This is a genomic window from Martinezella lusitana (genome assembly GCF_016901135.1).
Classification (GTDB): domain Bacteria; phylum Pseudomonadota; class Alphaproteobacteria; order Rhizobiales; family Rhizobiaceae; genus Rhizobium; species Rhizobium lusitanum_D.
In genome coordinates, this window is record NZ_JAFEVL010000075.1 from 135,465 (window position 1) to 150,275 (window position 14,811).

General features: G+C 58.3%; 10 protein-coding genes. 3 read left to right on the plus strand and 7 right to left on the minus strand.

The annotated features are described in order from the left end of the window. Positions 1–8 precede the first annotated feature (8 nt). Positions 9–710 carry a TIGR02117 family protein gene (locus JTP94_RS32380; protein WP_271025592.1) on the minus strand — a complete coding sequence of 234 codons (702 nt, stop codon included), beginning with the start codon at positions 708–710 and terminating at the stop codon, positions 9–11. 134 nt (positions 711–844) lie between these two features. Continuing rightward, the gene (locus tag JTP94_RS32385) at positions 845–3,034 is read right to left on the minus strand and encodes an anthranilate synthase (protein WP_204854450.1); all 2,190 of its coding nucleotides are present in this window, start codon (positions 3,032–3,034) and stop codon (positions 845–847) included. A 500-nt stretch (positions 3,035–3,534) separates the two neighbouring features. On the opposite strand from JTP94_RS32385, the gene JTP94_RS32390 reads away from it, so the two are divergent. Further along, positions 3,535–4,563, plus strand: coding sequence for a DUF4062 domain-containing protein (locus JTP94_RS32390; RefSeq protein ID WP_204854451.1), 1,029 nt, complete (start codon positions 3,535–3,537; stop codon positions 4,561–4,563). Between the two features lie 264 nt (positions 4,564–4,827). Here JTP94_RS32390 and JTP94_RS32395 read toward each other — a convergent pair whose 3' ends face one another. Together JTP94_RS32395 and JTP94_RS32400 are read right to left on the minus strand one after the other, a co-directional pair. Beyond that, positions 4,828–6,351, minus strand: coding sequence for an ABC-F family ATP-binding cassette domain-containing protein (locus JTP94_RS32395; RefSeq protein ID WP_204854452.1), 1,524 nt, complete (start codon positions 6,349–6,351; stop codon positions 4,828–4,830). A 430-nt stretch (positions 6,352–6,781) separates the two neighbouring features. After that, entirely contained in the window at positions 6,782–9,001 is a 2,220-nt protein-coding gene (locus JTP94_RS32400) for a TonB-dependent hemoglobin/transferrin/lactoferrin family receptor (RefSeq protein ID WP_204854453.1), read from the minus strand. A gap of 277 nt (positions 9,002–9,278) precedes the next feature. Here JTP94_RS32400 and JTP94_RS32405 point away from each other — a divergent pair, with 277 nt between their 5' ends. Next, a complete protein-coding gene (locus JTP94_RS32405) occupies positions 9,279–10,097 on the plus strand; it encodes an extensin family protein (RefSeq protein WP_204854454.1) in 819 nt (272 codons plus the stop codon). A 55-nt stretch (positions 10,098–10,152) separates the two neighbouring features. Here the strand turns inward: JTP94_RS32405 and JTP94_RS32410 are convergent, their stop codons facing one another. Together JTP94_RS32410 and JTP94_RS32415 are read right to left on the minus strand one after the other, a co-directional pair. Continuing rightward, a complete protein-coding gene (locus tag JTP94_RS32410; protein ID WP_271025213.1) occupies positions 10,153–11,001 on the minus strand; it encodes a methyltransferase domain-containing protein in 849 nt (282 codons plus the stop codon). Positions 11,002–11,178: 177 nt separating this feature from the next. Beyond that, a complete protein-coding gene (locus JTP94_RS32415) occupies positions 11,179–12,858 on the minus strand; it encodes a formate--tetrahydrofolate ligase (protein WP_204854455.1) in 1,680 nt (559 codons plus the stop codon). Positions 12,859–13,029: 171 nt separating this feature from the next. Here JTP94_RS32415 and JTP94_RS32420 point away from each other — a divergent pair, with 171 nt between their 5' ends. Beyond that, complete coding sequence (locus JTP94_RS32420) at positions 13,030–13,542, plus strand: TIGR00645 family protein (protein ID WP_080760686.1); 513 nt, start codon at positions 13,030–13,032, stop codon at positions 13,540–13,542. A gap of 19 nt (positions 13,543–13,561) precedes the next feature. Here the strand turns inward: JTP94_RS32420 and JTP94_RS32425 are convergent, their stop codons facing one another. Continuing rightward, the gene (locus tag JTP94_RS32425) at positions 13,562–14,515 is read right to left on the minus strand and encodes a hypothetical protein (RefSeq protein WP_204854456.1); all 954 of its coding nucleotides are present in this window, start codon (positions 14,513–14,515) and stop codon (positions 13,562–13,564) included. Between the last annotated feature and the right edge of the window lie 296 nt (positions 14,516–14,811).

A 14,811-nucleotide genomic window follows, 5' to 3' on the forward strand; every position in this document is an offset into this window, starting at 1 on the left:
GGGTAACGCTAGTTCATCGGAGCGGATGCAAAACGATCGCGCTCATTATGCAGGGTGAGCGATAGCCGCAGCATCCACGGCAGTACAGTCCATAGTCCCGACTTTAGCCCCGCCTGCCGCAATCCGGCAGCCGTCCACGTATTGCATCCCATGAAGGCATTGAAATATCCCCTCGCCTCGAAGAACGCATCGTTCGCGCCGTAATTGCTGCCCAGCAGGGACACCGGCCCGCTATCCGCTGAGACGAGACTGCCGAGAATGAATTGCTTCAGCCGCTCAAGCCCGTCGGCATCGATGTTGAGTACGGTCACCTCGGGCGCATTTTCGGGAATTTCGCCCGCCAGCTCTGCATGGATGACGGAACGATCCAAGGTGATGCTCTTCAGCACCGGTTCCACCTTCAAGTCCGCCCAGGTCCGCGTCTCGACATAGAAGCTTCGGCCGCCCCAGCCGAAAACGAGGTAGCGCAGGTTCGGATTGTCGAGATCGAGCCCGGCCGCTCGCAGAAAACCAAATCGGGTTATGAGATCGTCGTCGACGGGGATGGCGATATCCGTATGGATGGGATTGCTAAGCATGAGGATGCGATGGGAGCGTTCGGCCGGCGAAGGCTGGTCACGCCAAAACGGACGCGGCACGACGATGCCGAGCGCAGCAATCGCGACAAGCGCCAGCACGGCGAGTAGAACGCGTTTGAATATTTTCGCAATCAGCAACCGGAAGCCCCTACCCGATACGGAATGTCTTCAGGTGTTTGTTGGCTCTTTCAAGGCAAAAAACACCCCCATGCACTTTTTCCGAGTGCATGGGGGTTGTTCAAATCTGCAGCCGCCGGGGCTTCGCGTCAGGCGGCCTTCGTCTTCGCGCGGCGCGCCAAATGCGCCACCACATTCTCGATCATCCGCATACCGGCATCGCCGCCGAGCGTCATGATCGATTCCGGATGGAACTGCACCGCCGCGATCGGTTCCTTCACATGCTCGATGCCCATGATCGTGCCATCTTCGCTTTCGGCCGTGATCATGAAGTCACGCGGCAGGGTCGAGGGATCGGCGAAGATCGAATGGTAGCGGCCGACCGTCACTTCGCGGCCGAGGCCGGAGAAGACCAGGCCCGGTTCGAGCACGCGGATGCGCGACGGCTTGCCGTGCATCGGCAGTGCGAGATGGCGCAGCTCGCCGCCATAGGCTTCCGCCAGCGCCTGTAGCCCCAGGCAGACGCCGAAGATCGGCAGGTTGCGCGCCCTCGCCTTCTTGATCGTCGCCTTGCAGTCGAAGTCTTTCGGATTGCCGGGTCCCGGTGAGAGTACCACCAGATCGGGGTCCAGCCGGTCGAAAACCTCTTCCGGCACCGGCGTACGCACGGTCGAAACCGTGGCGCCCGTCTGGCGGAAATAGTTTGCCAGCGTATGGACGAAGCTGTCCTCGTGGTCGATCAGCAGGATCTTCACGCCCTTGCCGACGGAGGCAACGTCGCGCTGCTGCTTGCCGGAATTCGCAGCCTTGGCATCACGGATCGCAGACAGCATGGCGGAGGCCTTCAATTCGGTTTCGGCTTCTTCTTCCTCGGGGATCGAGTCGTTGAGCAGCGTCGCACCGGCCCGCACTTCGGCGATGCCGTCCTTGATGCGCACGGTGCGCAGCGTCAGGCCAGTATTCATATCGCCATTGAAGCCGACCATGCCGATCGCACCACCATACCATGCGCGCGGGCTCTTTTCATGGCTCTCGATGAAGCGCATGGCCCAGAGCTTCGGCGCACCGGTGACGGTGACGGCCCAGGCGTGGCTCAAGAAACCGTCAAAGGCGTCCATGTCGTCGCGCAGGCGACCCTCGATATGGTCGACCGTGTGGATCAGGCGCGAATACATTTCGATCTGCCGACGGCCGATGACCTTGACCGAGCCCGGCTCGCAGACGCGGCTCTTGTCGTTGCGGTCGACGTCGGAGCACATGGTCAGCTCGGACTCGTCCTTCTTGGAATTCAAAAGCTTCAGGATCTGCTCGCTATCTGCGATCGGATCGTCGCCGCGCTTGATCGTGCCCGAGATCGGGCAGGTCTCGATGCGGCGGCCGGAAACGCGCACGAACATCTCAGGCGATGCTCCCACAAGATATTCCTGATGGCCGAGATTGATGAAGAAGGAATAGGGCGACGGATTGATTGCCTTCAGTCGCTTGGAAATATCCGAAGGCTTGCTCTCGCAGCGCTCCATGAATTTCTGGCCGGGGACCACTTCGAAGAGATCGCCCTTGCGGAAGCTCTCCTTCGCCTTGACCACCAGTTCGGCATATTCGCCGGGGCGGTGATCGCTCTTCGGCGGGATGGCATCGGTATTACGGAAGGGCTCGGCGGCGATCTCGCCGGACTTACCCTCGGTCGAAATGCCATCCTTGGCGAAGTCGTAACGGTCGATCCAGGCCTTGGCGGAGTAGTTATCGACAACCAGGATTTCGTCCGGCAGGTAGAGCACCATGTCGCGCTGGTCGTCCGGGCGCTTAAGCTTCAGGTTGATGGCATCGAACTGGAAAGCCAGATCATAGCCGAAAGCGCCGTAGAAGCCGATGCTGGCGTCGGCCTGCGAATAGAACAGCTCGGTCACCGCGCGCAGCACGGTAAAGACGGTCGGCATCTTCGAGCGCTCTTCCTCGGTAAAGACCCGGTCCGGCGTCTTGACAGTCAGGTCGAGCCGGCGCGGCGTCGACGCGCCGAGCGTCACCTCCGAAACCGTCTGCAGCTTTTCCGCAATGAAGCCGAGAATGACTTCGCCGCGCTCGTTATAAGCTTCGATCCAGACGTCGCGGCCGAAGCAGGAAAGGCCGAGCGGCGGATCGACGATGGCGGTATCCCAACGCGTATAGCGGCCGGGATATTCGTAGTTCGACGAGAAGACCGCGCCACGGCGCTCGTCGAGCTTGTCGACATAGGACAAAACCGCATCCGCATAAGGGGTCGGCCGGCGCTGCCGGGTAACGGTGATCCCGCCCCTTGTCTCGTAGATTTCCGCACCATCATCCCGCAGGATCGTTACCATTGTTCCTCACTCCGTTATCAGGCCCGGATGACAGGCGGCCTTTATAACAAAAAAGCCGCCTCGAAATCTCGGGCGGCTCACTCGTCGTCTTTGAACACGATTGGTCGAGGCCGCTTCAGCGAGCCCACCACCATACTGCAATGTTGTTCAAGGACATGTTCATGGCGTGAATTGTTAGCGTGAGATGCCGCGATGCGCAAGCGGGCGATGGGAGGAAAGTTCATAACAGACGGCAGATGCTGCAAGGCGCGGAGCCGATCTCGCCCTTGGCGGGCGAGAAAGCAATTTCATTGGTTTAGGAATTGCGATACCGGAGGTTCAGCAAATTCAAAAGCTTAGCGCAATTTCCAAGCCATTGAAATTGCAAGAGCGGGGGGCCAGCTTTCCGCGTTGATAGGCCACATGGAGCGCCATTCAGGAGAAAAGCTAGTGGGGAACTAAGGCTTTATTGATGTTCTTTTAGAATTCAGTAAAGCTCAGCCTCTTGAGAGGAAGTAGCCATGGACGTTCGCTATCAAGTTTTCATTAGCTCCACATTCTACGATCTGAAGGACGAAAGAAGCGCTGTCTTCCAGACCCTGATGGCAATGGATTGCATTCCGGCTGGGATGGAGCTCTTCCCAGCGATGGATGAAGAGCAGTTCAAATTTATTCAGAGGATTATTGACGACAGTGACTACTACATTCTGATTATTGGGGGGCGGTACGGCTCGGTCTCATCGGCGGGAGTTAGTTACACAGAAATGGAGTACGACTACGCCGTCGACCGTGGATTGAAGGTCTTAGCATTTATCCATCAGGAACCGGGCGAGATACCGTCAAAGTTCATTGATAGTAGCCCTGATTTGCAAGCGAAGCTCGCGGCATTCCGTGAAAAAGTCAAAAGCGGACGCTTAGTGCAATTTTGGAAAGATGGCGCAGAGCTTCCAGGTTTGGTCGCTCTAAGCTTGAACAAGACTGTAAAAACTTATCCGGCCATAGGATGGATAAGGGCGAATAAGATCGCCAGCGAAGCAGCTGTTCAAGAGCAGAACGCTTTGTTGAAGCAGATCGAAAGTCTAAAGGAAGAACTCAAGGTCGCGCAGCGACCCAATCTCGAAAATCCAGATCTCGCTCATATCGATGACGAAGTAACCGTGTCTATCAGTTGGCTTACTGACAATCGATACAATCGACGACAGAATCACCAAATAGCGCTTACTTGGCGACAGCTCTTTGTCAGAATCGCGCCGGAGCTTCACAAACACCCTAATGACGCGTCAGTCAATTTTGCGTTAGGTGAGACCGTACTCCGGGTATCCTCCCCAAGCCACAAACATACGGTTTCAGTAGATCCTGAAAACTTCAAGCTCATTCGAACCCATCTTCAGGCCTTGGGTCTAATCATCGTTAACTATATGCCAACTGTGAAAGGCGACATGGGGCTTTTCTGGAGTTTGACAGACCTCGGCCATGCCATGTTACTCAATTGGGGGGCCGCAAAGCGAAAGAGCGAGGATTCAGCCATCCCAACCGACTGGGATGTATGATCAGACGGGTTTCTGCAATACAGATTTAGCGGGACATACACGGTGGAAAGATAAGCGATTCCAGTGAGGGCGCTTTTTTCTCATCGCCTGTTAACAGGTAACTTTCTTTATACAATGTAGGGACGGTGCTTTGTTACCTCCCACCTACCCCCTCTCTTGCAAAAACTAAGACTTAGACGAGGGACAAGCCCTCATCTAAACCTAAGTTTTTGCTTTCTCGCCCGCCAAGGGCGAGATAGGGCTCCTTGCTCACCGCATCCTTCATCATTCCTGTCTTCTGGCCGCCTCGAAGAACGCCTCAGGATCTTCCACTTCAATCAGCCGCTTCCGGTCGATCAGCCAGAAGCGGTTGCCGATGTTGCGGACGAAGCTGCGGTCGTGGGAGACGAGCAGGCAGCTTGCCTCATTCGCCGTCAGCTCGCCTTCCAGAGCCTCCTGGCCGTCGATATCGAGATGGTTGGTCGGCTCGTCGAGCAGGTAGAAATTGGGATTGGTCAGCCGCAGCACCAGCATCGCCAGCCTCGCCTTCTGCCCGCCGGAAAGCCTGCCGATGGCGCGGCCCTGCATGTCGATGCCCATGCCAGCGCCGGCAATCAGGGTGCGTGCCCGTTGCTCACCAAGCTCGAACAGCCGCGTGATCACGCCAAGCGGCGTATCATCCTGGCTGAGATTGGACAGAGCTTGATCGGTATAGCCGAGCACCAAAGACGGAGTCGGCTTGACCGCTCCGACGCTTGCTGGATCGCCGATAGCCTTACGGATCATCTCGACGAGCCGGGTCTTGCCGGCACCGTTAGGCCCGAGCAGGACAATGCGGTCCCCCTGACAGATCCAGCGTTTGCCGGTCTTGAACAGCAGCGTGCCATCAGGCGTCTCGACGGAGGCGTCGTCAAGCGTCACCAATATCTTCGCCTGGGTGCCGCGATTCGTGAGCCTGATCACACCGGCTGAACGCTCCTGATAGCCTGGCCGCGCGACCTCCTCCAGCCGCTCGGCCCGAGCCTTCAACTGCTTCGTCTTCACCGTCAGCAGATCGCTGCCGGAATTGACGCCGAGATTATAGAGCTTGGCCGCCTGCTTGCGCAGCTGCTGCGCCGTCTTCATGTCCTTCTGGTAACGCCGCTCTTCTGACGCATCGGCCTCGTCCAGCGCCGCCCGCGCCCGGCTGTACGGCAGCTGATAGCTCGGCGACTGGTCCTGGCGCAGAAACAACGTCCGGTTCGTGACGGCGTCGAGGAAGGCGCGGTCGTGGCTTGCGATGAGCACGGGCACATCACGCGGCAGAGCGTTCAGCCAGTCCTCCAGTAGAGCGATCTTGGCGAGATCGAGATGGTTGGTCGGCTCGTCCAGCAACAAAACGTCCGGCTCGGTCACCCAGACACGGGCGAGCATGGCAAGCCTTTGCCAGCCGCCGCTGAGCTGGGAGAGCGCCCTCTCCCGCATCGCAGCCGGCACATCAAGCGAATCCAGGGTGACGTCGACACGCCAGCTCTCGCTCGCGGCCTGTTCCTTCGGCAAGGCGCGCAGAACGGCATCGTAAAAGGAAACTTCAGCCAGATCCGCCGGCACGTTCTGCTCGACATAGCCAACCCGAAGACCGCGCGCGCGGGTGATATCGCCGGTCGTGGGCTCCAGCCTGCCCGCAAGGGAGTTGAGCAGCGTGGTTTTTCCGCGTCCGTTCGCAGCGACGATGCCGATGCGATCACCGGCATCGACGGTAAGATTAAGGTTGGAAAACAGCGGCGCACCCAGGGTGAGGCCGAAATTGCGAAGATTGATCAGAGTCATGGTTTCTTCCGGTCCTGATCGAGCATGCCCGAAGCATCGTCGGCGGCTCCTTGTTGCCGCTCCACGCGCATATCGTCGGCCATATATCGGCCAATGCTCGAAACATGTCATGACGTGGCAGCACGAACGTAAGGTGCGGCGCCGCGTCTCCCAAAAGGGCAGACCAGAAGAAATGAGTGAGATGCAGCCTCTGATCAGCCCTGCAAACGCATCTGCAGGGCACGAGTCGGACCGAACTGGCGAATATGCCAGACTATCTTGGTCATGCGGTCCTCCTCTCTTTTTCTCTCAATAGGTTAAAGACTGCACGCTTCCAATAACACCGAACATTGCGATTTTCAATTGTGCAACCTCGCGATGCCACGGCTCAAAGGCAAAAAAAGAGGCGATGCCGAAGCATCGCCTGAGTTTGCTGCCTCGATGAGACCGATCAGAACCTTTGTGTCAACGTCAGCTTGAAGGTCCGGCCGGGCTCGGAATAATAGGCCGCAGGCTGCGTAAGGCCCGTGGATGCGACATTGAGCGAGTCGTAGTAGGTCTTGTTGAAGATGTTGTAGACCCCGGCGCGCAGCGACAAGCCCTTCACCTGCTCCGGTTCCCACCAGCCAGTCAGATCGAAGATGCCGTAGCCGGGAGTGCGGAAATTATCGCCATCCTTCTTCGGCTCGCTGGTTGCGGTGATGAAGGTAAAGTCCGTACCCCAGACCTCGGTCGCATATCCCACAGTGAAGGCCGCCTTGGCGGGAGCGACGGAATCGATCCATTCGCCGCTATCGGAGTCCTTGCCGTTGACATAGGCAAGCGAGCCCTTGATGTGGATGCCATTGTCGAACTTCTTGTGCGCATTGACCTCGACGCCGAACATGCGGACGTTGGCGCGGTTGAAGTATTCGGTAATGCCAAGCGGATAGGTGCGCGTCGGATCGGCCGATGTTTCCGAGTCGATGAAGTTCTTGTACTTGTTGTAGAAGCCGCCGATATGACCGCCGAAATCGTCGTCGCCGAGATTGGTGCCGATTTCGATGCCGTTGCTGGTTTCCGGCTTCAGGTCGGGATTGCCGTAGCTGACGTAGCCGCCGGGCACGCCGTAATTCACGTAGAGCTCGCTGACGTTAGGCGCACGGAAAGCCATCGCCCATTGCGCATAAAGCTCGACATTGTCCTGCGGCTGGTACGACGCGCGCAGCTTCGGCGAGAAGCGGCTGTCGGACTGACCGGATGGCAGACCGCTATAGTTGGCGCTGTCGCGATAGGCATCCGTGTTCTTCGGCGAGTAGTCGTACCAGTCGAAGCGCAGGCCCGGCGTCAGCGAGACGTTGCTGGAGCCGATCTCGATCTTGTCGTCGACGAAGGCGCCGACACGCTTGCCGTCGACATCGGGCATATCAGACTGATTGGTGTGCAGGAATGCGCAGGTCGCCCGCCAACGGGGAAGAGCGCAATTATCTTCGCCCGCCGAATATTGATGCGCCTTGCTGAAAGCGACGTCGAGACCGAAGGTGACCTTGTGCTGCAGGCTGCCGGTATCGAAGGATTTCGAGGCATTGCCGTTAAAGCCGATGCTGCGGTTTTCGATTTCATTGCGGCGCGAATAGTCGCCGATGACTGAGGTGTAGCGATAACCATCGAGACCCTCTTCCCGCAGCACGTTTTGCCAATAGAAGACGGCATTGGCCGTGTCGAGGAGGGAATCGGCGCTTTCAGCGTCGTACTTGTAGTCAAGCGAAACGCGGTTGCGCTCGGTATTGTCGCTCGTATCATAATTGCCCGGCCGAAGGTTTCCAGTCAGGCTCTGCGAGTGCATCGCATCGATGGTCTTGTCTTTGTTGAAATGCTCCGCCGTAATGCCGAAGGTGCCGATATCGGTATATTGGCGGATCTTGAAGAGGCCGCTCCTCTGATTGTAGTCGGCCGGGTCCGCCTTGGTACGCTTGGTCGAATAGCCGCCGACGTCACCGTTGTTTTCGAGTTCGTGACCATGGGCGTAGCCGCCTTCGAAAAGAACGGCCGTGTTGTCGATGCGCTTGGCAACGGCAGCCGAGCCGCCGATGCTCCTGTCATCGCCATTATAGCCGAACTTGAAGACGCCGCCCCAAGTCGAACCAGGCGTAATCAAATCTTCCGGCTCCAGCGTGCGCAGCACGAAGGCGCCACCGAGAGCGCCCGAACCGGCGCGGCTGGAATCGGCGCCGCGCACGATGTCGACGCTCGAAAGTGCGTTGAAATCGAAGCTGTTGACGCCGCCGTCCGCCCCGCGGGCGACATCGAGCATATAGGGGATCTCGATGCCGTCGACCGTGGTCAATACGCGGTCGTCGCCGAGGCCGCGGATATTGATGCCGCCGGTGGTGCGGTTGTAGCCGACGCCGACTTCGGTGCTGCGGCCAAGGTCCTCGATGCGCGTAATCTGGTTGTCGTCGATCTGCTTTGCCGTCGTCTCGGTGGCGGTCGGGGAATCGGCAAGCACATCCTTTGCCGCCTTGCCCTTGACGACGATCGGCTTCAGGTTGGTGACGCGGTCGCTCTTGGCCGCTTCGCCCGTCGCCTCGTCGGCCTGAGTTGCAGTTTGCGCGTAAGATGTCGTCGCCAGCCCTAGAGCCAAAAACGCTGTGCATGCCAAGAGAACCGAGCGGGAGCGCCGGACAACCATAAACCGTTCCTTTCGAACTGCTTCACCGGGCTGGCTGGTTGCTGCGACAGAGGCAGGCAAGGGGCTGGCTGGGTTAGTTTTGTTAACAAAGCGGAAATATTCCGCCCTCTTTCTGCCGCATAAAAAACATGAGTATTATTGTCAATATATCTGGCGTCCATAATCATGAATAAAATTCTCATGTTTAAAGACGAACGGAAAAAGTTGCTGAATTGCAACGAAATGGTCGCATCAAGCGTTCTATCGGCATCATCATTAGTATTGGCTGAATTATTTGATGCTGTTCCGATTCGTTTCCATAGTCCCTGCCACGATCTTGCTGGCAGCCGCCTCTCTTCCGCAGACCGGCCCGATACCGCAACAAAAACCGGATAGCGAACAAGCCCAACCATCCGCTGAACCGCCGATCCCGGCGGAGAAACCCATCACGCCCGCGGAAAAGCCCGTCACACCCGTGGAAAAGCCGGCAACCCCGGAGGACGAGCCGACGACCGGCGAAATGCAGGGGCCGCCACGACCGCCCCTGACCATCGCCTCGGAATCGGACGAAGAACACAAGACATGCCTCTCCGAGCTGAGTGCCATGGGCGCCACGTTCAAGGAGATTCCGCGCATTGACGATGGCAACGGCTGCGGCATCGACAAGCCGATCGCGCTTTCCTCGGCTCTGCCAGGCATCGAATTCAAACCCGAGGGCAAGATGCGCTGCGAGGCGGCACTGGCGCTAGCCCATTGGGTCAAGGAAAGCGTGATTCCGTCGGCTGCTGCATTGGACAATGGCAAGATCGTCACCATCAACCAGGCTTCGACCTATGTCTGCCGCCTGCGCAACAATGCCTCCACCGGCAAGATTTCCGAACATGCCCGCGGCAACGCCATTGATGTCGCCAGCTTCACCTTCGAGAACGGCAAGACCATCGGCATCGAACCGCGGCGCGAGGATCCGACGCTGACGGGCGCATTCCAGCGTGCGGCGAGCGCCTCGGCCTGCCTCTATTTCACGACGGTCCTCGACCCGGAAAGCGATGCGGCCCACGAAAAGCACTTCCATCTGGATGTGCTCGAAAGGAACGGCGGTTTTCGATACTGCCACTAGCTAGAGCTTCGTGGAAATGCCGGCTTTGCCGCAAAGTCTGGATTTTGGCAGAACCCTATCTCGCCGTTTCGCCGGCGTTGGAGAACCATAGATCCTTGTAGATAGCAACTGCCGTTTCGTCGGGTGAACGATCTCGCGTCAGCCAGACCGACCGGATAGACCAGGCCTCGTTGACACTTGGAGCCTTGCTACGCTGTGTGGGATCCGACGCCCCGATGCAGGGGATGAAAAAGGCAGGCATCAAGGCCCGGGCACTGTATCCCGCTTCGGTGCGAGTGATCAGAACGGCAAGACCGATCCTGTCGTTGGCCTGCCACGGCACGATGATCCGGCCCCCGGGTCGCAACGCCTCAAGCCAGGAGGTCGGAGGGGCGACCACGCCGGCATTCACATAAATCAGGTCGGCATTCGGCAGCTCCAGTAAAGTCGCATCGCCTCGAACGACGGAAACGCCCTCGAACGAAGTGAGATTTTCGCGTGCGCGGCCAGCCAGCTCTTCGTCAATCTCGAATGCATGGACATGGCCACCCGGCAGCACCAGCTTCGACAGAAGAGCAGTGTAGTATCCGGTTCCCGTGCCGATCTGGACCACTGTCTCGCCCGGCTTGGGAGCAACGGCACCGAGAAAAGCGGCATGGAGAAATGGCTCTCCATTGTTGATGCCTTTTGCCTTGTCCAATGCGACAAGCACATTCTGGTAGAGATAGGCCGGATCGTCGCTCGGCGTTTCGATGTAGCGTCGATTGACCAGGATCTGCCACGGCCCAGGCCCCATGAATGCTTCGCGCCGCACAAGCCCGAAGACGCGTTCCAGCCTCTCATCCGCCGAATTGCTGGCAGCCGCCATCATCTTCGCATGAAGGGCTCGTATCTCGTCCAAGCTGGCGCGGCGAACTGCACTCACGGTGTCCCCCTTAGGTCGCGACAATCTCGAAGCTCATTTTGATTGAGTTTCCGATTTTCGCAACGCCGATAAAAACAGGTCTTTGGGAGCACCAACCAATAATAAGACGCTGGAAGCAAGCCACAGCCGGCAAGCGATCACACCTCAAAACATGCGCAGTTGAATCAAATTCAGAACTTAAAACAATCCTTCGATGTAGCCCTGATCATTGAGGAAAATCCTCTCCGCCGCCGGCGATTTCGGCAGACCGGGCATGGTCATGATCTCGCCGGTAATCACGACGACAAAGCCGGCACCTGCCGAGAGCCGCACCTCGCGAACCTGCACGATATGCCCTTCCGGCGCGCCGCGAACGGTCGGGTCCGTCGAGAAGGAATATTGGGTTTTGGCCATGCAAACAGGCAGGTGGCCGTAGCCCTGGTCTTCCCAGGAGCGCAACTGGTCGCGCACGGCCTTATCCGCCGTGACCTCGCCCGCGTGATAGATCTTCGAGGCGACGATCTCGATCTTCTCCAGCAAGGAAAGATTGTCGGGATAAAGCGGCTGGAATTTCGCCTGGCCGGATTCGGCAAGCTCAACCACCTTGTGCGCAAGATCCACAATCCCGGCGGAACCCTCGGCCCAATGGCGGCAGAGGATCGCCTCGGCGCCGAGCCGCGCGACATAATCCTTCAGCGCCTCGACCTCGGCCTCCGTATCCGAGACGAAATGATTGATGGCCACCACGACGGGCACGCCGAACTTTCTGACATTGGCGACGTGCCGGCCGAGATTGGCGCAGCCTTTGACCAACGCTGCGACATTCTCCTTGCCGAGATCGTCCTTCTTGATGCCGCCATTCATCTTCAGCGCCCGCACCGTCGCGACGATGACGGCCGCATCCGGCGAAAGTCCCGCCTTGCGGCACTTGATGTCGAAGAATTTCTCCGCGCCGAGATCAGCGCCGAATCCCGCTTCCGTCACCACATAATCGGCAAGCTTCAATGCCGTGCGCGTGGCGATCACCGAATTGCAGCCATGAGCGATATTGGCAAAGGGGCCGCCATGCACCAGCGCCGGGTTGTTCTCCAGCGTCTGCACGAGGTTTGGCTGCATGGCGTCCTTGAGCAGCACGGCCATGGCGCCATCGGCCTTCAGATCGCGGGCGTAAACCGGCGTGCGGTCGCGACGATAACCGATGATGATGTTGCCGAGCCGCTTTTCCAGATCCTTGAGATCCGAAGCAAGACAGAGGATCGCCATGACCTCGGAGGCAACGGTGATGTCGAAGCCGCCTTCGCGCGGAAAACCGTTGGCGACGCCGCCGAGCGAAGCGACGATGTCGCGCAAGGCCCGGTCGTTCATGTCCATCGCGCGGCGCCAGGTGATGCGGCGGATGTCGATATTCTGCTCGTTGCCCCAGTAGATGTGGTTGTCGATCAGCGCGGCAAGGAGATTATGGGCCGAAGTGACGGCATGGAAATCGCCGGTGAAATGCAGGTTGATGTCTTCCATCGGCACGACCTGCGCATAGCCGCCACCCGCCGCCCCGCCCTTGACGCCGAAGCAGGGGCCGAGCGACGCCTCGCGCACGCAGACGACTGCCTTCTTGCCGATACGGTTCAAACCGTCGCCAAGGCCGACGGTTGTGGTGGTCTTTCCCTCGCCCGCCGGCGTCGGGTTGATGGCGGTGACGAGAATGAGCTTGCCATCCTTTTTGTCGGCTTGCGCCGCAATGAAACCAGCGCCGATCTTTGCCTTGTCGTAGCCATAGGGCGCGAGATCTTCCGCCGGGATGCCAAGCTTGGCGCCAACCTCGATGATCGGCAGTTTCTTCGCAGCGCGTGCGATTTCGATATCGGATGCCACCGTTGCCATAAAACTCGTCCCCGGCCTTAACATGCAGTCATTCTCTTGTCGGGATAGCTCAATAAATATCCACTGTGAATAGCCGCGGTTCGCTGTCCCACGCGAAACTCACCAGCCTTGTCGCCGAACCGAGGCGCGCTTATTGTCCGCGAGCAAATGCAGGATAGAAAAGGAAAATATATGAAGTCCCTGGAACTACTGGTCGAGCGCATCATTCTCTCCAGCCGCTGGCTTCTGGTTGTCTTCTATCTTGGTCTCGCAGCCTCGCTGGCAGTCTACGCCGTGTCGTTCGCCTACAAATTCTACAAGGTCGCCATCAACGTCTTCCAGTATGACGAGGCCGACATGATCCTTGCCATTCTCGGCCTCATCGACGCCGCCCTGGTGGCGAGCCTGATCGTGATGGTGATGATTTCCGGCTATGAGAATTTCGTAAGCCGTTTCGATGAAGCCGAAGACGAGGTTTCCTTCCTCGGCAAGCTCGATTCAGGCAGCCTCAAGATCAAGGTCGCCTCCTCTATCGTCGCGATTTCCTCGATCCACCTGCTGCAGATTTTCTTGAACGCTACACAATATGACAACGCCAAGCTGATGTGGTTCACGATCATACATCTTGCCTTCGTCGTCTCGGCGCTACTGCTTGGCTTCCTGGAACAGATCATGTCGAAAGCCAAAAGCAATAAGAACGGCTGAGGCCGAAAGAAGCGATCGGCTATTTGCCGGCCATCGTCGGCGCGACTGCAACCGGCGGCGCCGGCGACGCGGGCGCGGCGCAATCCGCGATCGATTGCTTGTCCTTGCAATCATGCGCCAAGACGAGTTCATCGGCCGCGGCAAGCTCCGTCGTCAGCTTCAGCTTCAGCGCATCCATCTGCGGGATCAAATGGATCCCGTTTGGCTCGGTTCCGAGCATCAGATCGACAAGCGACCTATCGACGCCCATCTTGTCGAGAAACTTGACCAGCCTCGCCCTCTGGGCCTTGTCGAGCTTGGTTGTGTCGTACTTTCCGACGAACTTGCGCCCGATCTCCCGCTTGGAAATGACCTTCCGCTTGCCGCCTACCATTTCATATTCGGTGCGGTATTGAACGCGCACCTCGCTGTATGTCGTGGTGATCTGATGCACTCCCATAAGCGCGAAGGGGCTGTAAACGCGCTGGATGCCTCCGGCGAAAAATAGCGGACAGGCCGAAAAGCAGATCGCCCCGGCTGAAAACGGCTCGCCCTTGATGGACCCATCCTTTGCCAGGGCCGCCGAACAAATCGGTTCAGCATAGGGACAAGCGCGCGAGCGCGTACGCCCTACCGCGACCGAAAGCTTCTGCTTGCGGATGGCATAGGCCATCTCCATCGCCGCCCGCACGTCGCCACCCGGCGAATTGACCACGATCGGCAAACTCCGGCCGCCGAGCCGCTTCAGGAATTTCTGCAGCTTCTTCGGTGAATCCGGCATGATCTGCCCTTCGGCGGAGATCCAGTCCGGGCAATTATTCTCGGCGCGGCACTTGGCCATGTCGCCATGAACCAGCAAAAATTCCATCGGCTTGCCGCCGTCAGTGGCTCCGGCGAACGCGGGCGGTGGCACCAAGAGCGATAGGGCTGTCAGGAACCACAGTGCCGTTTGACGACACCGCACGGCAAGCTGCGGGAAGAAGCGAAAATTCATGAGATACACGCCTGGAAGCGATTGCTTTGGCAAGACCGATAGCAACCGCTTTTGGCCTTCGCAAGGCGCGCCTGTATCCACTTGCGACATTTGCGCAAAGGCAGCCTATTTATGTAACCGTGAAGGGCGGCTGTCGAAGACAGGAGCCTTTGTGATCAAGCTAACGAGCATGCAATACAATGCATACTCATCATACCATATAAACACAAAATCATACTATGATAAGCACAAGAGCGGCCCGGATCAAGCCCCGGATTACCTTAGCGATCGCTTGTTGATGACCTGGAAAACGGGTG

Bases quoted from the DNA above. Each gene is read 5' to 3' on its own strand.
- JTP94_RS32385 (WP_204854450.1), bottom strand. From the start codon at position 3,034: ATGGTAACGATCCTGCGGGATGATGGTGCGGAAATCTACGAGACAAGG.
- JTP94_RS32390 (WP_204854451.1), top strand. From the start codon at position 3,535: ATGGACGTTCGCTATCAAGTTTTCATTAGCTCCACATTCTACGATCTG.
- JTP94_RS32395 (WP_204854452.1), bottom strand. From the start codon at position 6,351: ATGACTCTGATCAATCTTCGCAATTTCGGCCTCACCCTGGGTGCGCCG.
- JTP94_RS32400 (WP_204854453.1), bottom strand. From the start codon at position 9,001: ATGGTTGTCCGGCGCTCCCGCTCGGTTCTCTTGGCATGCACAGCGTTT.
- JTP94_RS32405 (WP_204854454.1), top strand. From the start codon at position 9,279: ATGCTGTTCCGATTCGTTTCCATAGTCCCTGCCACGATCTTGCTGGCA.
- JTP94_RS32415 (WP_204854455.1), bottom strand. From the start codon at position 12,858: ATGGCAACGGTGGCATCCGATATCGAAATCGCACGCGCTGCGAAGAAA.
- JTP94_RS32420 (WP_080760686.1), top strand. From the start codon at position 13,030: ATGAAGTCCCTGGAACTACTGGTCGAGCGCATCATTCTCTCCAGCCGC.
- JTP94_RS32425 (WP_204854456.1), bottom strand. From the start codon at position 14,515: ATGAATTTTCGCTTCTTCCCGCAGCTTGCCGTGCGGTGTCGTCAAACG.